Source organism: Collinsella sp. AM34-10, from assembly GCF_003469185.1.
GTDB lineage: Bacteria > Actinomycetota > Coriobacteriia > Coriobacteriales > Coriobacteriaceae > Collinsella.
The window spans coordinates 405,383-427,505 of record NZ_QSIL01000001.1; the positions used below are offsets into that span (position 1 = coordinate 405,383).

Annotated in this window: 21 protein-coding genes; 20 read left to right on the forward strand and 1 reads right to left on the reverse strand. The window is 61.3% G+C overall.

Annotated elements, in window-relative coordinates; genetic code table 11:
- Position 1: 1 nt before the first annotated feature.
- The 11 genes from mrdA to rsfS all read left to right on the forward strand — a co-directional run bounded on the left by mrdA (position 2) and on the right by rsfS (position 11,021).
- Positions 2-2,071: a penicillin-binding protein 2 gene (mrdA, locus tag DW823_RS01690; RefSeq protein ID WP_118079790.1), complete on the forward strand. Its 2,070-nt coding sequence runs from the start codon at positions 2-4 to the stop codon at positions 2,069-2,071.
- 9 nt (positions 2,072-2,080) lie between these two features.
- Positions 2,081-3,307 (forward strand): FtsW/RodA/SpoVE family cell cycle protein, encoded by a 1,227-nt coding sequence (locus DW823_RS01695; RefSeq protein ID WP_118079792.1) that lies wholly within the window; start codon positions 2,081-2,083, stop codon positions 3,305-3,307.
- Between the two features lie 18 nt (positions 3,308-3,325).
- Positions 3,326-4,255, forward strand: coding sequence for a YcjF family protein (locus tag DW823_RS01700; RefSeq protein WP_118079793.1), 930 nt, complete (start codon positions 3,326-3,328; stop codon positions 4,253-4,255).
- 9 nt (positions 4,256-4,264) lie between these two features.
- The gene (locus DW823_RS01705; RefSeq protein ID WP_118079796.1) at positions 4,265-6,142 is read left to right on the forward strand and encodes a TIGR03960 family B12-binding radical SAM protein; all 1,878 of its coding nucleotides are present in this window, start codon (positions 4,265-4,267) and stop codon (positions 6,140-6,142) included.
- Positions 6,139-6,951 carry a TIGR03936 family radical SAM-associated protein gene (locus DW823_RS01710; protein WP_118079798.1) on the forward strand — a complete coding sequence of 271 codons (813 nt, stop codon included), beginning with the start codon at positions 6,139-6,141 and terminating at the stop codon, positions 6,949-6,951. Before DW823_RS01705 ends, DW823_RS01710 begins: the two co-directional genes overlap by 4 nt.
- Before the next feature lie 67 nt (positions 6,952-7,018).
- Positions 7,019-7,393, forward strand: a complete 375-nt coding sequence (gene rplU / locus DW823_RS01715) for a 50S ribosomal protein L21 (RefSeq protein WP_117786063.1) — start codon at positions 7,019-7,021, stop codon at positions 7,391-7,393.
- A gap of 33 nt (positions 7,394-7,426) precedes the next feature.
- Entirely contained in the window at positions 7,427-7,684 is a 258-nt protein-coding gene (gene rpmA, locus DW823_RS01720; protein ID WP_006236075.1) for a 50S ribosomal protein L27, read from the forward strand.
- An 85-nt stretch (positions 7,685-7,769) separates the two neighbouring features.
- On the forward strand, positions 7,770-9,236 hold the full coding sequence (obgE, locus tag DW823_RS01725) for a GTPase ObgE (RefSeq protein WP_199574291.1): 1,467 nt from the start codon (positions 7,770-7,772) through the stop codon (positions 9,234-9,236).
- 3 nt (positions 9,237-9,239) lie between these two features.
- Positions 9,240-9,917 carry a nicotinate-nucleotide adenylyltransferase gene (gene nadD, locus DW823_RS01730; protein WP_118079804.1) on the forward strand — a complete coding sequence of 226 codons (678 nt, stop codon included), beginning with the start codon at positions 9,240-9,242 and terminating at the stop codon, positions 9,915-9,917.
- A gap of 87 nt (positions 9,918-10,004) precedes the next feature.
- Positions 10,005-10,538 carry a bis(5'-nucleosyl)-tetraphosphatase (symmetrical) YqeK gene (yqeK, locus tag DW823_RS01735; protein WP_199574305.1) on the forward strand — a complete coding sequence of 178 codons (534 nt, stop codon included), beginning with the start codon at positions 10,005-10,007 and terminating at the stop codon, positions 10,536-10,538.
- Between the two features lie 27 nt (positions 10,539-10,565).
- Positions 10,566-11,021, forward strand: coding sequence for a ribosome silencing factor (rsfS, locus tag DW823_RS01740; protein WP_118079809.1), 456 nt, complete (start codon positions 10,566-10,568; stop codon positions 11,019-11,021).
- A 94-nt stretch (positions 11,022-11,115) separates the two neighbouring features.
- On the opposite strand, the gene dinB is transcribed toward rsfS, so the two are convergent.
- Complete coding sequence (dinB, locus tag DW823_RS01745; protein WP_118079812.1) at positions 11,116-12,369, reverse strand: DNA polymerase IV; 1,254 nt, start codon at positions 12,367-12,369, stop codon at positions 11,116-11,118.
- Between the two features lie 201 nt (positions 12,370-12,570).
- Between dinB and rpsP the strand changes: the two genes are divergently transcribed.
- The 9 genes from rpsP (at position 12,571) to ppdK (ending at position 22,090) form a co-directional block, all read left to right on the forward strand.
- Positions 12,571-12,912 (forward strand): 30S ribosomal protein S16, encoded by a 342-nt coding sequence (gene rpsP / locus DW823_RS01750; RefSeq protein ID WP_022094749.1) that lies wholly within the window; start codon positions 12,571-12,573, stop codon positions 12,910-12,912.
- Between the two features lie 42 nt (positions 12,913-12,954).
- Positions 12,955-13,200: a KH domain-containing protein gene (locus tag DW823_RS01755; RefSeq protein ID WP_171021534.1), complete on the forward strand. Its 246-nt coding sequence runs from the start codon at positions 12,955-12,957 to the stop codon at positions 13,198-13,200.
- 34 nt (positions 13,201-13,234) lie between these two features.
- Positions 13,235-13,726, forward strand: a complete 492-nt coding sequence (rimM, locus tag DW823_RS01760) for a ribosome maturation factor RimM (protein ID WP_233542960.1) — start codon at positions 13,235-13,237, stop codon at positions 13,724-13,726.
- Positions 13,727-13,736: 10 nt separating this feature from the next.
- The gene (gene trmD / locus DW823_RS01765) at positions 13,737-14,495 is read left to right on the forward strand and encodes a tRNA (guanosine(37)-N1)-methyltransferase TrmD (protein ID WP_006236088.1); all 759 of its coding nucleotides are present in this window, start codon (positions 13,737-13,739) and stop codon (positions 14,493-14,495) included.
- A gap of 2 nt (positions 14,496-14,497) precedes the next feature.
- Complete coding sequence (lepB, locus tag DW823_RS01770; RefSeq protein ID WP_118079817.1) at positions 14,498-15,061, forward strand: signal peptidase I; 564 nt, start codon at positions 14,498-14,500, stop codon at positions 15,059-15,061.
- Between the two features lie 59 nt (positions 15,062-15,120).
- The gene (locus DW823_RS01775; RefSeq protein ID WP_006236091.1) at positions 15,121-16,032 is read left to right on the forward strand and encodes a glycine--tRNA ligase subunit alpha; all 912 of its coding nucleotides are present in this window, start codon (positions 15,121-15,123) and stop codon (positions 16,030-16,032) included.
- Between the two features lie 3 nt (positions 16,033-16,035).
- Positions 16,036-18,147, forward strand: a complete 2,112-nt coding sequence (gene glyS / locus DW823_RS01780) for a glycine--tRNA ligase subunit beta (RefSeq protein WP_118079819.1) — start codon at positions 16,036-16,038, stop codon at positions 18,145-18,147.
- Between the two features lie 18 nt (positions 18,148-18,165).
- Complete coding sequence (locus DW823_RS01785) at positions 18,166-19,041, forward strand: pyruvate, water dikinase regulatory protein (protein WP_117820564.1); 876 nt, start codon at positions 18,166-18,168, stop codon at positions 19,039-19,041.
- A gap of 298 nt (positions 19,042-19,339) precedes the next feature.
- Positions 19,340-22,090 (forward strand): pyruvate, phosphate dikinase, encoded by a 2,751-nt coding sequence (ppdK, locus tag DW823_RS01790; protein ID WP_118079822.1) that lies wholly within the window; start codon positions 19,340-19,342, stop codon positions 22,088-22,090.
- Positions 22,091-22,123: the final 33 nt, after the last annotated feature.

The window sequence follows — 22,123 nt, forward strand, 5'->3', positions numbered from 1 at the left end:
GATGTCTTCCCAGTTGACGGTTGTTGTCGCCGGTATCGTGCTTGTCGTGGCCATTGTGGTCGCCCTGGTCATCATGCGCCGCGGCGACTCCCGCTTTACCTACGACACGCAGCACGGAACGGCCCCGCGCGCCACCGAGGGCGAGGGCAATACGGCCGCTACGGCCTTTAAGGGCCGCTTTTCCATCCTCACCGCGGGCGTGGGTGCGATGTTTGCCGCGCTTGCCGTTAAGCTGTGGGGCATGCAGATGGTCTCGTCGGACTACTACGACAAGCAGGCCAAGAGCAATCAGACCCGTACCGTTACCACGCCTGCCGTGCGTGGCCGTATCTTGGACCGCAACGGCGTCGCACTGGTGCAAAACCGCCCCTCGCTCGCCGTCGTCGCCTATCGCGATCTTGCCGACGATAAGGTACTGGTGCGCCATCTTGCTAACGTGCTCGGCATGCCGTATATCGCGGTGCTGCGCAACATCCAGGACAATTCCGAAGGCGCGCAGAGCCTGCATACGATCGCGACTGACGTGCGCCGCTCTACTGTCGCCTACATTCAGGAGCACGCCGGTGAGTTTCCCGGCGTGAAGATCGCCGAGCGCACCGAGCGCCAGTACCCGTATGGCGAGACCGCCTGCCATATCTTGGGCTATACCGGCACCATTACCTCCGAGCAGCTCGAGGCGCAGAATAAGAAGTCGTCGGACGGCAACGATAGCGCGGCTGGCCAGATCTCGTATCAATCGGGCGATATTGTGGGCCAGGCGGGCGTAGAGATTTACTACGAAAATCTGCTGCAGGGCATTCGTGGTGAGCAGACCGTGAAAGTTGACGCCTCGGGTAACGTGACCGGTCAAGCCGGCGCCGTTCCCGCCAAGGCCGGTTCTGACATTAAGCTTACGCTGGATCTTAAGATTCAACAGGCCTGCGAGAAGGCTCTGGCGAATGCCATTGAGCTTGCCAAGACCACGGGTCATAGTGACGCCGGTAACGGCGCCGTGGTGTGCCTCGATCCCAACAATGGTGAGATTCTGGGTATGGCGAGCGAGCCCAAGTTTGATCCGTCGGTGTTCATCGGCGGCGTTTCCAACGACGTGTGGACCGAGCTCAACGACGACAAGGGTTCGCATCCGCTGCTCAACCGCGCCATTAGCGGCCAGTATATGTCGGCTTCGACCATTAAGCCGCTCTCGGCTCTGGCCGGTCTTGAGTTTGGAACCTATACCTCAGGCCAGACCACGAACTGCACGGGCTATTGGACGGGCCTGGGCAAGTCATGGGGTAAGTACTGCTGGCTGCATTCTGGCCACGGCACCATGACGCTGCAATCGGGTATTGCTAACTCGTGCGACCCCGTGTTCTACGATATGGGCAAGGCGTTTTTCTACAACGACCAGCATCCCGAGGGCCTGCAAGAGGTTTTTCGCCGTTGGGGCCTGGGCAAGACCTGCGGCATCGATCTGCCAAGCGAGGGCACGGGCCGCATTCCCGACGCCAAGTGGAAAGAGTCGTATTTTACCGACGCCTCGGCCGAGGACCGCAAGTGGAATGCCGGCGATATGACGAACATCGCTATCGGCCAGGGCGACATTCTGGTGACACCGTTGCAGATGGCCTGCGCTTACATGGGCCTTGCCAACGGCGGCAAACAGTATGTGCCGCATGTGTTCTTGTCTGCTGTCTCGCGTGATGGCGACGGCGATGCCTACAAATACAACGGCAAGGGCAAAAAGAAGCGCCTTGAGGCTCAAATTAACAACGATGCTGATCTTGCGCTGGTCCGCAACGGCATGCATGACGTGATTTACTCTGCGTCGACTTCGACCGCCGCGCACTTTAACTCCTTGACCCCCACGGTCTACGGCAAGTCCGGCACGGGCGAGAAGAGCGGCGAGGACGATTACGCGTGGTTTTGCGCCTACGCGCCGGCCGATGAGCCCAAGTACGTGATTGTTACTGTCTTGGAACAGGGCGGTGGTGGCTCCGATACCGCGCTGCACGTCGTGCGCGATGTCCTTGGTGCCATCTATGACGAGCCCGACACATCTTCTGCCACGGGCGATTCTTCGGTTCGATAGGAGGTTGCGATGGATTTTTCGCCGGCGGACCTGTTCCGCTCAACTAAAACCGGTTCCCGCAGCAGCCTGGACCGTGTCAACAAGCAGCTTTCGGCCTCGCGCGGCACGTTTCGCCAGAAGGTGCACATCGGCGTGCTGCTGGCAGCCTTGGCGCTCGTAGCCTATGGCGCCATCATCATTTGGTCGGCCTCGCAGTTTAAGGCCGACGCCTCATTCTCACGTCACCTGTTGGGCATCGGCATCGGTGCGGTGCTTGCGGTGCTCGTCTGGCGTACCGATCTGCGTGGCATCTCTAACTTCTCGACGGCGCTGCTCGTCATCGACCTCATTGTGATTTTCTCGCCCAAGATTCCGGGCCTGTCCTATACGGGCGGCCTGGGCATGACGGGCTGGATCAAGATTCCCGGTATCGGCCTTACCTTCCAGCCGGTCGAGCTCGCCAAGCTCATCACGATCTTCTTTATCGCCACGCTTGGTTCGCAGTACAACGGCCGCATCGATACCGTTCGCGACTACATTAAGCTCTGCGGCATGCTGTCCATTCCGTTTTTGGCCGTCGTCGCCATGGGCGACCTGGGTTCGGGTCTGGTCGTGTTGGTGTCGGGTGCCGTTGTGATCTGCATGAGCGGTGCGCGCCGCGAATGGGTGCTGTCGACCTTGGCTCTGCTCGTGGGTTTGGTGGCGCTCGTCCTGGCGCTCGATTCGGTGCTCGATTCTCTTTTGGGCCATGACGTTTTGATCAAGCAGTACCAGATGAACCGACTGACCGTCTTTATCGACCCCGATAATGCCGATTCGGACGATGCCTATAACTTGCAGCAATCGCTCATCGCGGTTGGATCGGGTGGCTTTTTCGGTAAAGGGCTGGGCCATGCGACCCAGTCTGCCGGTGGCTTTCTGCCCGAGTTCCACACCGACTTCGTTTTTGCCTTTTTGTCCGAGACCTTTGGCTTCTGCGGCTCCTTTTTACTGCTGTGCCTGTACGTGCTGCTCATGTTCTCGACGATTCGCGTCGCCTTTAAGTGCGAGTCGCTCTTCTTGCGGCTCTCGTGCGTAGGTATCGTCGGCATGTGGGCATTCCAGACCTTCGAGAACATCGGCATGTGCATCGGCATGATGCCGATCACCGGTATTCCGCTGCCGTTCATTAGCTTCGGTTCGTCCTCGATGATGATCCAGTTGCTGACGGTGGGTATCGTACAATCCATATGGCGGCATCGTTCGGGCGCCGCGTAACCGCTGGAGGGGTTTGCTATGAAGATTCCCGTGGATAAGCTGACCCGCGTCTTTAAGATGGGCGCGACTACCAAGAAGGATTCCGACACGCCGGTGCGCGTGTCCGTCTACCTCGATTCGTCTGCGTCGCGTTTTTTGGTCGAGACGGTGCGCGATGCCTTCGTGCCGCTGACGACGTCGGGCATTGTGCGCGTTGAGCGTCTGGGTGAGGACCGTATCGTCCCCAAGACCGATACCGATGTGGTGTTGGTGCTTTCGTGCGGGTCTGACCGTCTTGAGAGCGCCGTTCAGGAACTTGTGATTGCCGGCGCCCCCGTGTGCGTGCTGGCCGAGTCCGCTGTCGAGGTGCCTTTTATCCAGGAGTCCACGCCCATGCTCGGTGCGGTAACGGCCACCGATAAGACGTATCTGCTCGAGACGCTTGCCCGCTGGATTCTCGATCGCACGGACAAGGAGACGGCATTTGCGGCGAACTTCGCCTTTATGCGTATTGCTGCCGCTAACCGCATCATCACCTCGTGCGCGCTTACCAATATGGCGACGGGTGCCCTGGTGTTTTTGCCGGGCGCCGACTATCCCGTGATGGCGCTCGCGCAGGTGGGCATGGTCTTTGAGCTGGCGGCCATCTTTGGTCGCGGCATTAAGCCCGAGCGCGGTTATGAGGTCGCGGGCGTGCTTGCCGGCGGCTTGGTGCTCCGCGCCGTCACCCGCGCCCTGGTAAAGCAGACGCCGCATATTGGGTTTGCCGTCAAGGCGCTGACCGCCGCCGCGGGCACCTATGGCATGGGCCGTGCGCTCGTGTCGCTCTACGAGCGCGATATTGACTACAGCCGTGCCAACGAGGTGGCTGCCGCCACGTTCTCGCGCGTCCGCGACCTGGTGACCACGGTCGCCGGTGCCACCCGTCCCATGAGTCCTTTTGAGGATGCATCCGATCTCGCTGCTTAGGGGTTTCTTTTGCGCGTTCCATACCAAGACTGTTTTCATCTGATCGAGCCGTTGCTCGCCAAGGTCGAAAAGCCGAGTCGCTATATCGACCACGAGTGGGGAACGCTCTCAAAGGCCGATGCCGACTACCGCTGCTGCATGATCTATCCGGACGTGTATGAGGTCGGTCTGCCCAACCAGGGCATCGCCATTCTCTACAACATCCTTAATCAGGCCGAGGGCATTTCCTGCGAGCGCGGCTATGTGCCGTGGCCCGACATGGGCGACGCCATGCGCGAAGCGAACATTCCGCTGCTGTCGCTCGAGGGCGCGGCGCCTGTGGCCTCGTTCGATATCGTCGGCATGCATGTGCCGCACGAGATGGCCGTCACCAACTTCCTCGAGGCGCTCGACCTCGCCGGCATTCCGCTGCTCGCGGCTGACCGCACCGAGGACGACCCCATCATCATTGCCGGTGGTCCCTCGGTCTATAACCCCGAGCCGTATGCGGCCTTCTTCGATGCCATCCTGATCGGCGAGGGCGAGGAGTCGCTGCTCGAGGTTTGCCAGCTGCATCGTCGCCTGCGCGATGAGGGTGTCTCGCGCGCCCAGATTGTCGAGCAGCTCGCGACGGTCGGTGGCACCTATGTGCCGTCTCTGTATGAGGTGCGCTATGACGAGCCCTGCTCTCCGCATGGCTACACCGTGCCGCGTGAAGGCAAGGACGTCCCTCCGGTAGTCTATAAGCGCGTCGTTGAGGACTTTGGCGCTACCAATCCGCTGTCGCAGTCGTGCGTGCCCTACGCGCAGCTCGTTCACGACCGCCTGTCGATCGAGATTCTGCGCGGTTGTGCCCGCGGCTGCCGTTTTTGCCAGGCCGGCATGACCTATCGTCCGGTGCGCGAGCGCTCGGCCGACCAGATTGTGTCCTCGGTGATCCAGGGCTTGCAGAAGACCGGCTACGACGAGGTGTCGCTCACCTCGCTTTCGACCACCGACCACTCCTGCATCCGTGATGTGCTCGGTAGGCTCAACCGCCGCCTGGAGGATACGGGCATTCGCGTGTCCATTCCCTCGCAGCGCCTGGATTCATTTGGCGTGGATATGGCCGAGTCGGTCGCCGGCGAAAAGAAGGGCGGCCTGACGTTTGCCCCCGAGGCCGGCAGCCAGCGCATGCGCGACATCATCAACAAGAATGTGACCGAGGAGGACTTGGACCGTGCGGCTAAGGCGGCCTTCGAGGCTGGTTGGAACCGCATGAAGCTCTACTTTATGATGGGCCTTCCCGGCGAGCGCGACGAGGATATCGTGGCTATCGCCAACCTGGCCGACCATGTGCTCGAGCTCGGCCGCTCCGTGGTTCCCAAGGCGCGCCGCGGCTCCATCTCGGTGTCCATCTCGGTGTCGGTGTTTATTCCCAAGGCCGCCACACCGTTCCAATGGTGCCCGCAGCTCGATTACGACGACGTCAAGCGCCGTCAGAAGCTCCTCATCACGAGCGTTCGCAACCGTGCGGTCCGCGTGCACTACCACGATGCCGAGACCTCGCTTATCGAGGCCGCACTGTCTCGCGCCGGTCGCGACATGACGCCGGTCATCATCGACGCCTGGCGTGCGGGCTCGCGTTTTGACGCGTGGGTGGAGCATTTCTCGCTCGATAACTGGAAAGAGGCGGCGGCCAAAAACGGCATCGATCTCAACGAGCTCGTGCACCTGCCCTACGAACTGGACTGGCGCCTGCCCTGGGAGCACGTGAGTCCCGGCTGCTCGCGCGGCTTCCTCGAGCGCGAATACCGCCGCTCGCTGGAGGGCGTCACGACACCCGACTGTACCCGCACCTCGTGCACCGGCTGCGGAATCTGCCCCACGCTCCATGCCAAGAACGTATTGGTGGGTGATCGCGCATGAGTGAGCGCCTGACCGACAACCCCACGCTCTTTAGGCTTCGCGTTCGCTATGGCAAGCGTGACCGTCTTAAGTACCTGGGCCATCTCGAAGTGATTCATACCATTGAGCGCATCGTGCGTCGCGCGGGGCTGCCCTATGCCGTGACGCAGGGCTTCTCTCCGCACATGCGCGTGGGCTTTTCGTCGGCGCTGCCGGTGGGAACGTCGTCGACCTGTGAGTGGTATGACCTGTTTATGACCGAGTTCGTCGCACTCGACGAGGCGTTTGAGCGCCTAGCGGCGGCATCTCCGGCCGATCTTGCCCCCATCGAGGCGGCATACATCGACGTGCGCACACCGGCGCTGACAGCGCAACTCACGCGTCTGTCCTATCGTATCGACTTGCATCTGAATCCCGAGGCGCCGGCGTCCGCCGACGAGGTGCGTCGCGCAATCGATATGCTGCGCGCGGGCCACGGCATCGACTACGCACGCGGCAAAAAGAGCAAACGCCTGGACTTGGATCATACGCTCGTGGGCTATGAGCTCACGGCAGGGGAGCGCCCGGACCATCTGGTGCTCATGCTCGACACACATGCCGATAATGAGGGCTCCATGCGTCCGGAAATTTTGCTTTCCGCCGCTGATGTTTTGTTGCAGGGCTTGACCCCGGGCGTCGATGCACCTATTGTTTCCACCGGTATGCAAGACCTCGTGACCATCTGCTCCTACGATGTCGAGCGTCAGAATCAAGCATGCGAGGACGACGAGGGCCGACTCGTCAGCCCCATACCTGTGCGAACTTGTGGATTTGCTCCACATACTCGTTGACGGGGGTATTATCGCCTGCTACTATATTCGGCTGTTGCACTAACTGATGCATGAAGGGCAAGTAAACATGTACGCAATCGTTAACACGGGCGGCAAGCAGTACAAGGTCGCCACCGACGATGTCATCACCGTCGAGAAGATCGAGGGCAATGAGGGCGATAAGATCACCCTGCCGGTTATCTTCCTCAACGATGGTAAGAAGATCGTCACCGATCCCGACAAGCTGGCCAAGGCCAAGGTTACCGCTCAGATCGTTGAGCAGTTCAAGGGCGAGAAGCAGCTGGTCTTCAAGTTCCACAAGCGCAAGCGCTATCGTCGTCTGAAGGGTCACCGTCAGCAGCTCACCAAGCTGAAGATCGTGAAGGTTCAGGCTACCTCCCGCGCCAAGAAGGCTGTCAAGGCAGAGGCTGAGGCTGTTGCCGAGGCTCCCGTCGCCGAGTAGATTACACTCGTAACGAAAGAGTAGGTATACACAATGGCACACAAAAAAGGACTCGGTTCCTCCCGTAATGGCCGTGACTCCCGCGGTCAGCGCCTTGGCACGAAGCGCTATGCCGGCCAGACGGTAACCACGGGCACGATTCTCGTCCGTCAGCACGGCACGCACATCCACCCGGGTGAGAACGTTGGCCGTGGCAAGGACGACACGCTGTTCGCGCTGGTCGACGGTACCGTTGAGTTCCACAAGGGTATCAAGCACAGGGTCAGCGTACGCCCGCTCGCGAACGCGTAATTCACCCTTCATAGAGCACATATGTGGGAGGCACTTGAGTTTTAGGATTCAAGGGTCTCCCTCTTTTTTGTAGGAGGCGATTCTGTTGTCACAGTTCACCGATATCAGCCGAATTAACGTTTGCGGCGGCGACGGCGGAGCCGGATGCATGTCGTTTAGGCGCGAGGCATTTGTTCCCAAGGGCGGCCCCGATGGCGGCGACGGCGGTCGTGGCGGCAACGTCGTCATTCAGGCCGACGCTCAGCTGTCCTCGCTGATCGATTACCGCTTTAAGCATCACTTCCGTGCTGAGCGCGGAACGCATGGCCAGGGTGCCCGCCGCAACGGCAAAAGCGGTGAGGACCTGATTTTGAAAGTCCCCATGGGCACCGTAGTCCGCGAGCTCGATCCCGAGACGCAGACCCCGATGTTCGAGATTGCCGACCTGGTGCACGACGGCGAGCGCGTTGTCGTGGCGCCCGGTGGTGCTGGCGGTCTGGGCAACACTCACTTTGTGACGTCGGTGCGTCGCGCGCCCGCGTTTGCCCAGCTCGGCGAGCCGGCTGAGGAGCACTGGATCGAGCTCGAGATGAAGCTCATGGCCGATGCCGCGCTTGTGGGCTTTCCCTCGGTCGGCAAGTCCTCGCTCATCGCGCGTATGAGCGCTGCCCGTCCCAAGATTGCCGACTACCCGTTTACCACGCTTGTGCCCAATCTGGGCATGGTGCGTGCCGGCGAATATTCTTACGTCGTTGCCGACGTTCCCGGTCTCATCGAGGGCGCGAGCGAGGGTCGTGGCCTGGGCCATCAGTTCCTGCGCCACATTGAGCGCACGGCCTTGATCATGCATGTCGTTGACATGACGGGCGGGTTTGAGGATCGCGATCCGGTTGAGGACTATCGCATTATTAACCGTGAGCTTGAGCAGTATGGCGCTGAGCTTTCGGAGCGTCCGCAGATCGTCGTCGCCAACAAGTGCGATGCGCCGGGCACGGCCGACAAGATTGCCGACCTTAAGCGTGCGGCGCTCGACGACGGGCATATGTTCTTTGCCGTGTCCGCTGTGACGGGTGCCGGTCTCAACACGTTGATGCTTGCCGTGGGCGAGCAGGTGGCCAAGCTCCGCGCTGAGCTGGCGGTCTCTGATGAGCCGGTCGATTTGCGCGACGAGGAGTGGGAGCGTCGCCGCCTGCAGCGCGAGAAGCGGTTCCGTATTGTCCAAGAAGAGCCTCATGCCTTCCGCGTGGTCGGTCGCGCCATCGAGCGCTTGGTTATCCAGACCGACTGGGAAAATGAGGAGGCCGTCATCTATCTGCAGCATAAGTTTTCCCGCATGGGTGTTGACGATGCGCTCGAAAAGGCCGGTTGCCGTGCCGGCGACGAGGTTCGCATTTGCCAGCGCGCCTTTGACTTTGAGGGCGCCGAGGACTTCTCGGAGTTCGAGGACGAGTTCGAGGATGCAGACGTTGAGGTTATTGACGTAGCGGCCGAGGGTGCGGACGTGGCTGATGCCACCGAGGGCTCCGAAGGCACTACCGAAGTCAACGTTGTTGAGACCCCGGAGGGCGAGTAAGCCATGTCGCTGCGCGGTGGAATCGGATTGCCTGAACTTCCCATCAAGGATGGACACGAGTTTCGGCTTGGCATTATGGGCGGCACCTTTGACCCGATTCATTACGGGCATTTGGTAACCGCTGAGCAGGCGCGTGAGTCCCTTGACTTGGACGCCGTGCTCTTTATGCCTGCGGGCTCGCCTGCCTTTAAGCTCGACAAACCGGTGACGCCTGCTGAGGACCGTTATGCCATGACGGTCCTCGCGACCGCCGCGAACCCGGCCTTTTTGGCAAGCCGCTTCGAGATCGATCGTGCCGGTGTCACCTACACAGCTGATACGCTGCGTGCCCTTCGCGAGTTTTACCCGCCACAGGTGAAGCTTTATTTTATTACGGGTGCCGATGCGATTATCGATATTGTAACCTGGCACAATGCAGATGAGATTGCCGAACTGGCAACCTTTATTGCTGCGACGCGTCCTGGCTTTGACATCGATACGGCCCGGGCGCGGATTAAGGAATCGGGGCTGCCATTCGACGTGCGCTATATTCAGATTCCGGCGTTGGCGATTAGCTCGACTAACATTCGCAAGCGGGTTGCCCGCGGCATGAGCGTGCGCTATCTTACGAGCGAGTCCGTGCTCGGCTATATCCGTAAACGCGGCCTGTATGCCGATCTTGGGCAAGACGATTTTGATTGATGGGGGAGAACGTTGTCGGTAGAAGATCAGTTTGAGGGCGACGAGCGCGCGCTCTTGACGCGTATCCACGAGTTGCTCGATGTTCGCATGAAGGATAAGCGTAAGCGCTACGTGCATTCGCTCGGGGTTGCCGAGACTGCGTTGCGCCTAGCCGAGGTGTACGGTGTCGACCGCTTTGATGCCGCTGCCGCCGGCCTGATCCATGACTGGGACAAGGTGCTCTCCGACGACGAGCTGGTCACGCGCGCTCTGCATTACGGCATTAAGATTGCCGGCTCTCCGTCTGCCGCGACGCCGCTTTTGCATGGCCCGGTTGCCGCCTATGAGCTTCCGCAGCTTTTTCCCGAGCTGTCGCCGGCGGTCTTTCAGGCTGTCGACCGTCACACCGTGGGCGCTTGCGACATGACGCCGCTCGATATGGTGGTCTTTGTGGCCGATGCCATCGAACCCAACCGCCACGGCGATTATGCCCATGCGCTGCGCAAGATGGTGGGGAAGTCCTCGCTCGACGAGTTGTTCTTCTCCTGTTTTGCGCAGGGTCTGGTCTATGTGATCCAGACCGGGCGTTATCTTTATCCCACGGCTATTACGATTTACAACCATTACGCCCAGCTGCGCTAGCTCGGGCTGTCTAGAAAGAGGTATTCCATGGCCGACGAGACCATGACCGACGAGCAGATTCTTGAAAGCGTGGAGCACAAGAGTTTCGTTGCCACGCCCGACCGCACTGCCGCCTCGCTGTCCGCGAGCGGTGTCGCCGCCGAGGATGTCGCCCGCGCCGCCGCGCAGGCCGCCTACGACAAGAAAGGCGAGGACGTTCAGGTGCTCGACCTGACTGAGCTTTCTGATGTGTGCGACTACTTTGTCATCGCTACCGGCACCAACAACCGCCAGGTCGATTCCATCGTTGACGAGATCGAGGAGAAGGTCGCCGAGGCTTGCGGCGAGCATCCGTTCTCCATCGAGGGCCGCGAGCAGAAGACCTGGATGCTCATGGACTACGGTTCGGTTGTCGTCCACGTCTTCACTCCCGAGGCGCGCGAGTTCTACCGCCTCGAAAAGCTCTGGGGTGACGCCCCCCAGCTTTCCCTTGACCTCCTTTAGTAGTTCATTTGGGACGGGCTTTTTAGCTAACCTTTACCGTTCGCCGGGCAGCTGCATCATTCGCAGCTGCCCGGCTTTCTTTTTGTCTAAGGGACTAATCGTTGAAGCGGGATTGGCGGCCGAAGGAGAGAGCGGTGTCGCCGAACTTGTCTCGGACGGCGTCGATGGCGACCGAGAGGTCGCGACGGTCGCTGGATTGGGCTCCGCGGTCGTCGATTTCGCAGAACAGGTCGGTCTGGATACCGCCCTGATGGTCGAAGTCGCTCATGCCGACGCCCGCCAGGCGCACATGCATCCCTTCCTGCCAGATGTTGTCGAGCAGTTCGAGCGCCACTGCCACGAAGATGTTCTCATCGTCGGTCGGATGGGGCAGCCGGCGCTGTGCCGAGCGACCGCTTCCATACGAATACTTGAGTTTGAGCGTCACCGTGGCGCCCGTTAGTCCCTGACGGCGCAGACGGCGTCCCACTGACTCTCCCAATAGCGCAATCGCCGCTTCGATGTCCCCACGCTCAGTTAAATCTTTCGCAAAGGTGCGTTCATTGCTGACCGACTTGACCTCGCGCTCTTCATCGAGGCTCGTGACTTCGGAGAGTTCGAGTCCCAGCGCACGCTGGCGCATGCGTTCGCCGTTGATGCCAAAAATAGAGGCCAAGGTGGATTTCGGTGCGCGGGATAGCTCGCCGAGCGTGTAGATGCGCATGCGGCGCAGTCGCTCTTCTGCCGAGCGCCCGATGCCGCTCATGGCAGATACCGGCAGCGCTGCCAAAAAGCGCTGCTCGGTTCCGGGGCGCACGATGGTCAGCCCAAATGGCTTGTCCCGCTCGCTTGCGATCTTTGCGACCGTCTTGTTACAGCCCACGCCAATGGAGCAGGTCACCCCCAGCGCCGCCACACGATCACTGATGCGCCGTGCAACCAGCAGCGGGTCCTCGGGTGCAAAGCGACCTGGCGTGATGTCGATAAAGGCCTCGTCGATGGATACGCGCTCAACGCGCGGGGTCTCGTCGGCGAGAATCGCCATGACCTGAGCGCTGACCTCGTGGTAGCGATCGAAATGCCCATGCGTCCAAATGGCCTGCGGACAGAGGCGCCGTGCCTCGGCCGAGGGCATGGCAGAGTGCACGCCAAAGCGACGTGCCTCGTATGAGCAGGTGGACACGACGCCGTGGGAATCGGCATCGCCGCCCACGATGAGCGGCTTGCCGCGCCACTCGGGATGGTCGAGCATCTCCACGCTCGCAAAAAACGCATCGAGATCCATGAGGCCCACCGCCGGTCCCGTCCAGGGCGGAGGCGTGACGCCCGCAGCATCCTCATAACCGTATGTATGTTCGCGTCTTTTCATGGCATGAGTATACCGCGCAGCTCATGTGGGGTGCGTGGATGTGCTTGCAAATCGCGAATTCTTGTCTAAGATATGGATTTGCCTTCGACTACACCGAAGAAGTTGGTCTCACGGACTTCACCTGCCCGCGTCGATGGCGTATTATGTTCAACTGTTTGTTTGTAGTTGCAGCCTAAAGCTGCTTGGTTGGAGGAGTTTCCTTTGGCAGTCAAGATTCGCCTTGCTCGTCACGGCGCTAAGAAGCGTCCGTACTACCGTGTCGTCGTCGCCGATTCCCGCGCCCCGCGTGACGGTCGTATCATCGAGGAGGTTGGCCGCTACAACCCGATGACCGCCCCCAAGACCATCAACCTCGATCTCGAGAAGATCGCTGACTGGCAGTCCAAGGGCGCTCAGCTCACCGACGCTGTCGCTGCTCTGGTCAAGGCCGCCAACGAGGGCGAGAAGACCGAGACCGTCGTCAAGAAGTCCAAGAAGCAGCTCGCCAAAGAGGCCGAGGCCGCTAAGGCTGCCGCTGAGGCCGCTGAGGGCGCCGAGGAGTAAATCGTGCCTGAGGTTGACGCTGCACAGCTCGAGGGTGAGGCAATGCTCTCAGATCGCATCGCCGATCTCGTCGAATATCTCGTTGTTCAGATCGTCGACGACCCGGATTCCGTGAGCCTTGAGGTCATCGATGGTGACGACGCCTCCACGATTGAGGTTTCGGTTGCCGAGGATGACGTCGCTAAGGTCATCGGCCGTCGTGGCCGTACCATCAAGGCCATTCGCACGCTCGCCCGTGCACTGGCCGCTCGCCTCGACACTGCAGTCGAGGTAGAGGTTCTGGGCTAGGACCTTGAGGTCCCAGTACAAAAACATCGCCCGTGTGGTCAAGCCGCACGGAAGGAAGGGGGAGGTCCTCGCGCAGCCGCTGCGGGGGCTTCCTTCTGTATTGACGCCGGGTATGCGCGTCGCCTTGACGCCACCGGCGCTCAAGCGCGACCGTTTTTGCACGGTCGTATCCGTCATCGATACGGGCGATGGCGATCTGGTCTCGTTTGAGGGCATAGACGACTTGACGGCCGCCGAGGGCATCACCGGATGCTACGTGCTGGCAAACCGTGACGATTTTGAGCTCGATTCGCTCGATGCCGCCTATACCGACCTGATGGGTCGCGAGGTGGTCGACGAGCGCTTTGGCTTGCTCGGCACGATTGTCGAGATCATGTCGACTCCCGCCAACGATGTTTGGGTTGTCGAGGGCGATCGGTACGGCGAGGTGCTGATTCCCGTGATCGAGCAGGTTGTGCTCGATCTTCCCGATCAGGGGACAATTTCCGTCCACGTTATGGACGGTTTGATTGATATGGACAAGTAGGGAGGACAACATGCTGATTGAGACCCTTTCGGTCTTTCCCGAGATGTTTGAGCCCGTCATGTCCACATCGATCTTGGGCCGCGCCCGCAAGGCCGGCCTTTTTGATTTTAAGGCCTATAACCTGCGCGACTGGACGCACGACCGCCATCGTACCGTCGATGACGAGCCGTACGGCGGCGGGCAGGGCATGCTCATGAAGGTCGAGCCCATCGCCGAGGCCATCGAGGCTATTAGCTCTGAGGGTCCCAAGCCCACCGTGGTGTTCTTTACGCCCTGCGGCGAACCCTTTACGCAGCATGTGGCCGAGCGCCTGCTCAAAAGCGAGCGCCTGCTGTTTGTATGCAGTCGATACGAGGGTGTCGACGAGCGCGCGTATGCGTATGCCGACGAGCGCCTATCGATCGGCGACTACGTGCTTACGGGCGGCGAGCTTCCCGCTATGGTCGTTGCCGACGCCGTCGTGCGTCTGATTCCCGGCGCCCTTGGTGACGAGATGAGTAACGTCGATGAGTCGTTCTCGACTGCCGAGGACGGTGGCCTGCTCGAGTACGCGCAGTATACTCGCCCCGCCGAGTTCAACGGCGAGGGCGTGCCGCCGGTGCTCGTGAGCGGCGATCATGCCAAGGTTGACGCCTGGCGCCGTAAGAATGCCATCGAGCGCACCTGCCGCTGGCGTCCCGACCTGATCGAGACGGCGCGGCTCACGCCCGAGGAGCGCGCATACGCGCAGGACATCCTGGACGCATCGTATTCGCAGAGCAAGGAGTGAGAATGGTTCCATCGCAGCATTCCGTGCTAAAGGGTGCGTTTGAGTGGATCGTGGTCGTCGCGATCGCACTGGTCGCCACCTTCCTGATTCGCTCGTTTGTGGTCGAACCCTTTGTGGTGCCCACCGGCTCCATGGAGTCCACGATCGAGATCGGCGACCAGATCCTGGCGCAAAAGGTGAGCCTTGAACTCGGCCAGCCCGTCAGCCAAGGCGATATCGTGGTGTTCCACAACCCCGATGGCACCTCCGAGCACGATGTTCTCGTCAAGCGTGTTATTGCCACGGCCGGCCAGACGGTCGACCTTCGGGACGGCAAGGTGGTCGTTGACGGCCAGGCGCTCGACGAGGACTACACGACCGGCATGAGCTGGCCGCTTTCGGTCCAGGCTCCCGGCGCTCAGGTAAGCTATCCCTACACCGTTCCCGACGGGTGCGTGTGGGTGATGGGCGACAACCGCGAAAACTCTGCCGACTCACGCTACTTTGGTCCCGTCGATCGCTCTGATTTGATCGCCGTGGCGCTTGTGCGCTACTGGCCGCTCAACCGCATCGGCGCTATCGACTAAAAACCGCTATAGTACAGTACCTAACCGTGTAATCGTTTCGACGAGGGGATATTAGAGGCATGAACGCTTCATCGCTTTCCTTCCAAGACATCATCCTGCGCCTCCAGCAGTACTGGGGCGAGCAGGGCTGCGTCATTATGCAGCCCTATGACTCCGAGGTCGGTGCCGGTACCTTCCACACCGCGACCACGCTGCGCTCGCTCGGTCCCGCCGAGTGGCGCACCTGCTACGCTCAGCCTTGCCGCCGTCCCGCCGACGGCCGCTACGGCGAGAACCCCAACCGCATGCAGCACTACTATCAGTTCCAGGTGCTCATCAAGCCGTCGCCGGTCAACGCCCAGGAGCTTTACCTGGGGTCTCTTGCTGCCATTGGCCTGGACCCCAACGACCATGACGTCCGTTTTGTCGAGGACGACTGGGAGAGCCCGACCCTGGGCGCCTGGGGCCTTGGCTGGGAGGTCTGGCTCAACGGCATGGAGGTTACGCAGTTCACGTACTTCCAGCAGGTGGGCGGCATCGAGGTCGACCCCGTGCCCGTCGAGATCACCTATGGCCTGGAGCGTATCGCCATGTACGCCCAGGGCGTCAACTCCGTCTATGACCTGGTGTGGAGCTATCTGCCCGACGGCACGCCGATGACTTATGGCGACGTGTTCCTGGAGAACGAGCGCGAGTTTAGTGCCTACAACTTTGAGGTCGCCAACGTCGAGATGATGCGTCAGAAGTTTGACGACTACGAGGCCGAGTGCCACTCCTGCCTTGAGCGCAAGCTGCCGCTGCCCGCTTACGACTGCGTCATGAAGTGCAGCCATGCTTTCAACCTGCTCGATGCCCGCGGCGCACTGTCTGCGGTCGAGCGTGCCAACTACATCTTGCGCGTCCGCGCCGTCGCCAAGGCGTGCTGCGAGGCCTATATGGCCGAGGTCGCCGGAGTCAACGAGAATGCCGATCAGGAAGGCGAGGTGGCGTAAGCCATGGCAGACGCTAAGGATTTCCTGTTTGAAATCGGTACGGAGGAAATGCCCTCCGCACCGCTGAACAATGCCGTCAAGCAGCTCGGCACCATGATCGCCAAGGGTCTCGACGAGGCCGGTCTGGCCCATGGCGAGGTCCGCGTGATCTCGAGCCCGCGTCGACTGGCTGCGCTCGTGGCCAACGTCGCCACTGCGACCGATGAGGTCCATGAGGTCAAGCGCGGCCCCGCGGCAAACATTGCCTTTGATGCCGACGGTAACGCCACCAAGGCCGCCCAGGGCTTTGCCCGCAAGTGCGGTGTGGCTGCCGAGGACCTGGTCCGTCGCGAGGACACCGACGGCCGCGAGTACGTGTTCGCCGAGAAGAACATTCCCTCCGCACCGGCCGCCCCGATCCTGACGGCTCTGTGCGAGAAGACCATCGCCGGCCTGCAGTGGCCCAACTACCGCAGCCAGCGCTGGGGCCACGAGCACGCTACGTTTGTTCGTCCGGTCCGTTGGATCTGCTGCCTTTTGGGCGAGGATGTCGTGCCCGTGTCCTTTGCCGATGTGACGAGTGGCAACACCACGCGCGGACATCGCGTTCTGGGCCCCGGTGACCATGTGGTCGCCAGCCCCGCCGTCTACGAGCAGGTGCTCGAGGACGCCGGCGTGCTCTCTGCCGAGCGTCGTCGTGAGGCCATCCTTGCCGGTATCGCCGAGGTCGAGGCCGCTCGCCCCGGCTGCCATGTCGACACGCCCAAGAAGGTCTTTGAGGAGGTCATCAACCTTTGCGAGTGGCCGACGGTGCTCGTCGGTACCTTCGACGAGGAGTTCCTCAAGGTCCCGCACGAGATCATCTGCGAGTCTATGCTCACCAACCAGCGCTACTTCCCGATATATGACGGCGAGGGCAGGCTCACGCGTGAGTTCGTGGTCGTTTCCAACAGCAAACCCGAGAATGCCGAGCGCGTGATCGACGGCAACGAGCGCGTCGTGCGCGCCCGTCTGGACGACGCAAAGTTCTTCTACGAGGAGGACCTGAAGATCTCCCTCGATGAGTTCCGTGAGCGTCTGGCCAAGGTTGCCTTCCAGGAGAAGCTCGGTAGCGTGCTCGCCAAGTCCGAGCGTATTGAGCAGCTCGCGCTCGCCATCGCCCGTGAGGCCCATCTGGGCGCCCACCTTGCTGCAGACGCTGCTCGCGCTGCGCACCTGTGCAAGGCAGACCTGGTATCCAACGCCGTCGTCGAGTTCACGAGCCAGCAGGGCGTGATGGGCGGTTACTACGCTATCGCGATGGGGGAGAACGACGAGGTCGCCCACGCCATTCGCGATCATTATCGTCCCCGCTTCGCCGGCGATGAGCTGCCCGAGGGCACCGCTGGCTGCATCGTGGCCTGTGCCGACAAGCTCGATACCATTGCCGGTATTTTTGCCATCGGCGAGCCCCCGACCGGCTCGTCCGACCCGTATGCGCTGCGTCGTGCCGCTATCGGCATCATCAACATCCTGCGCGATCGTCTGCCGATTGACCCCACGTCGCTGATTGACTTTGCCCTTGAGCTCTATAGCGAGCAAGGCATTGAGTTCGACTCCGCCGAGGTCGCCCAACAGGTCCGTGACTTCTTCCATGGCCGCCTGGTGAGCATGGCCCGCGACGAGAAGATTCCTGCCGACACCGTCGCCGCCGTTTCCGCGGTGCACATCATCGCTCCGTCCGTCTTCTTCGCCCGCTGCGCCGCGCTCGACGAGGCTCGCAAGAACGATGCCGAGACCTTCGATAACCTGGCTACCGCCTATGCCCGCGCTGCGCACATCTCCAAGCCCGAGCTGGGTGCGGAGTACGACCGCAGCCTGATGGGCGAGGTCGAGCTCGCGCTCGCCGACGCCTCCGAGGCTGCTCAGGCCGCTGTCGATGACGCCCTTGCTGCCGAGGATTACCCGGCCGCATTTGCCGCCCTTGCCGCCCTGCGTGCCCCCATCGACCGCTTCTTCGACGAGGTTATGGTCATGGACAAGGACGAGCAGCTTCGCGATAATCGCCTTAAGCTGCTCAACCGCTTCGAGGCCGTTTTCTCCGGCATCGCCAACATCGGTGAGCTTGCCCGCAAAAGTAAGCCAGCCTGCGCGTAAGCGCAAAAGGAGCCCCGCATGGATTGCCCGGTCGCCGTTCGTCCCACCGTTATCGTTATCTCCGACTCTCTCGGCGATACCGCTTGTGAGGTGGTGCTTGCGGCGTCCGGGCAATTTGATGAAGGGGCTTTTCGTCTCTTGCGCCTGCCCAAGGTGAACTCGGTGGAGCAGGTCAAGTCGTTTGTGGGCCCGCGCGTCGATGCGGACCATCGCGATATTGCCGTGTTCCACACCATTGTCGATCCGGCGCTTCGCGCCCGCGTGCTCGATTACCTGGGCATGCTGCATATTCGTTCGGTTGACCTGATCGGCCCAGCGCTCGCCGTGCTGTCGTCGCTCATCGGTGTGCCGCCCAAGGGCGTCGCGGGCGTGATTCACAAGACCGATGACCGCTATTTCCATCGCATCGAGGCCATGGAGTATTTCGTTGAGCACGACGACGGGCGCGGTTGCGACGATCTGTCGGGTGCCGATATCGTGCTGCTGGGTGTGTCGCGTACGTCCAAGACGCCGCTGTCGATGTATTTGGCCTATCAGGGTTACAAGGTTGCCAATGTTCCTTTGGCCCATGGCATGGAGCCGCCGAAGTCAATTTACGAGGTCGACCCGATGCGGTTGTTCGGCCTGATTTCGACCGTCGACGTTATTTCTGAAATTCGCGATAGCCGCTTGGGCGATGACTATGCTCGCGCCGTTGCCGGCTCCTATGTCGAGCCCGAGAGTGTGCGCAGCGAGCTCGAGGAAGCCCGCGCCCTTATGAAGCGTCTGGGCTGCTTTGTGGTGCGCACCGACGGCAAGGCGATCGAGGAGAGTGCCTCCGAGATCATCGGTCACCTGGAGGAAATCCAAGAAGCCCGTGCCCGCCGCGCCGCCCGCCGAGCCCAGCAAAGCTAACTCTTTGGGGTAGCTAAAAATGCACCGTCTTAAAAAGACTACCTATAAATAATGCACGATATTGGTAAAGCGATTTAGCAAAGAACTTGCATTTGACCTGCAATTCTCTTGCATTGGTATCTTCATAATGTGACCACCTTTACCTACCGTTTACCGCCACATTTACCTCGTTTACCAAACCCCGCACCCTCTACGCAAGCCCGCTCAACGTCCGCCGTATAGTTCCCTCACGGCCCGCATCCGGCGGGTCGATTCGTCACCACGGTCGTGCGCGAGAGCGCATAGAAGGGGAAGTATCGTGAGCGATTGCAAGAGGGTTTACCGTTTTGGAACCGACACCCAGGGCACCTGTGTCACTGAGGGCGACAAGTCCATGAACTTCGTGCTTGGCGGCAAGGGCGCAAACCTTGCCGAGATGAGCCGCATCGGTCTGCCGGTTCCCGGTGGCTTTACCATTACCTGCCAGACCTGTGTCGAGTACTCCGGCGCCGGCAACGTCTGGCCCGAAGGCGCACTCGATGAGATCGTTGCCGCCGAGGCCGACCTCGAGGCCCGCTGCGGCAAGAAGCTCGGCGACGCCTCCGATCCGCTGCTCGTGTCGGTTCGCTCGGGCGCCCCGTTCTCCATGCCCGGCATGATGGATACGGTCCTCAACTTGGGCCTCAACGACGACTCCGTTCAGGGCCTCATTGCTCAGACGCAAAACCCGCGTTTTGCCTGGGATAGCTACCGCCGCTTTATCCAGATGTTCTCCAACGTCGTTATGGGTGTTGACGCCGACCTGTTCGAGAACGCGCTGACCCAGGCACGCCTGGTCGCCGGCGTTCGCGTCGATTCCGAGCTTTCGGCCGAAGACCTGCAGGAGCTCGTCGAGACCTTTAAGAGCATTTTCTCCGAGAACGTCGAGGCCGACCTGTATCCCGAGCTCGAGGTCGTCGACGGCAAGCCCGTCTTCCCGCACGATCCGGAGCTCCAGCTGCGCCTTGCCATCCAGGCCGTCTTTGGCAGCTGGATGAATGATCGCGCCTGCATCTACCGCAAGCAGCACGGCATTTCCGACGAGCTCGGCACCGCCGTCAACGTGCAGGCCATGGCGTTTGGCAACAAGGGGGAGACCTCTGCGACCGGCGTCGCCTTTACGCGCAACCCGGCCGACGGCACCAAGGAGTTCTACGGTGACTTTTTGGTTAATGCCCAGGGCGAGGACGTTGTTGCTGGCATCCGCAACACCGAGCCCATCGCCGACCTCAAGACCACCCCGGGCCTCGAGTCCGCGGGCGAGGAGCTCGAGCGCGTTTTCCTGACGCTCGAGGATCATTACCGCGATATGTGCGATATCGAGTTCACCATCGAGCAGGGCAAGCTCTGGATGCTCCAGACGCGCGTGGGCAAGCGCACCGCCACCGCCGCCCTGCGTATCGCCATCGAAATGGTCGAGGAGGGCCTGATCACCCGCGAGGAGGCCGTGGCCCGTATCGATCCCGCGCAGCTCGACCAGCTCCTGCACCCGCAGTTTGATGCCTCCAAGAAGTACGAGGCTCTGGCCAGCGGTCTTAACGCCAGCCCTGGTGCCGCCGTGGGCGAGGTCGTGTTCTCGAGCGACGATGCCGTCGCGCGCGCCAACGAGGGCCGCAAGGTCATTTTGGTTCGCTGGGAGACCAACCCCGACGATTTGAAGGGCATGGTTGCCGCCGAGGGCATCCTGACCAGCCACGGTGGCAAGACGAGTCATGCCGCCGTTATCGCTCGCGGTATGGGCACACCCTGCGTCTGCGGCGTCGAGCGCTTCCACATTGACGCGGCTGAGAAGGTTGTACGCATCGAAGGCAGCGATCGTGTGCTGCACGAGGGCGATGTCATCTCCATCGACGGCACCCAGGGTATCGTCGTCGACGGCGCCGTTGATCTGGTTTCGGCCGAGCTCACCGGCGACCTGGACACCATCCTGTCCTGGGCCGACGAGATTCGCCTGGACGAGACCGTCGGCCACGCCAACCATGTGCGCGTCAACGCTGACAATCCCGAGGATGCCGAGCTCGCGCTCGAGTTTGGTGCCGAGGCTATTGGCCTGTGCCGCACCGAGCACATGTTCCTGGGCGACCGCAAGAACATCATCCAGAGCTTTATCTTGTCCGATGATGAGGCCGTGAAGCAGCAGGCCCTCGCCGACCTGCTCAAGGTTCAGACCGAGGACTTCCTGGCGATGTTCAAGACCATGTCCGGTCGCGATGTGGTCGTTCGCCTGCTCGATCCGCCGCTGCACGAGTTCCTGGATAATCCGCGTGAGCTCGAGGTCGCCATCACCAAGAAGGAAGCCGCTGGCGCCAACGAGGAAGAGCTTGCCGCTCTGCGCACCCGTCTGCGTCGTATCGACGGCATGGTCGAGTCCAACCCGATGCTCGGCCTGCGCGGTGTGCGCCTGTCCGTCGTCTTTAGCGATCTGCCGCTCATGCAGGTTCGCGCAGTGGCCACGGCTGCTGCCCGCCTTATCAAGGAGGGCGTCGACCCGCGCCCCGAGATCATGGTTCCGCTCGTTTCCATTACGGCCGAGCACGTTCAGACTCGCGAGGTCATCGAGCGCGTGATCGCCGAGGTTTCCGCCGAGGAGGGCGTCGAGCTCAATATTCCCGTGGGCACGATGCTCGAGCTGCCGCGTGCCTGCATGGTTGCCGACGAGATCGCGCAGCACGCCGACTTCTTCTGCTTTGGTACCAACGACCTTACCCAGACGACCTTCGGTTTCTCGCGCGACGACGCCGAGGCCAAGTTCATCCCGCTGTACCTGCACAAGAAGATCTTGAAGGACAACCCCTTCGAGACCATCGACTCGGCGGTGCTGGAGCTCGTGCGCATGGCCGTCGAGAAAGGTCGCGCCACCAACCCCGACATGCACTTTGGCGTGTGCGGCGAGCACGGCGGCGACCCCAAGTCCATCAAGGCCCTGTTTAACGTGGCCGACGTGGACTACGTGTCCTGTTCGCCCTATCGCGTGCCCCTCGCGCGCCTGGCTGCCGCCCAGGCCAAGCTCGAGGCCAAGCGTTCCGCCTAACGTTTTGGGTTTGGGCGCCTAGCGTAGCCCCCT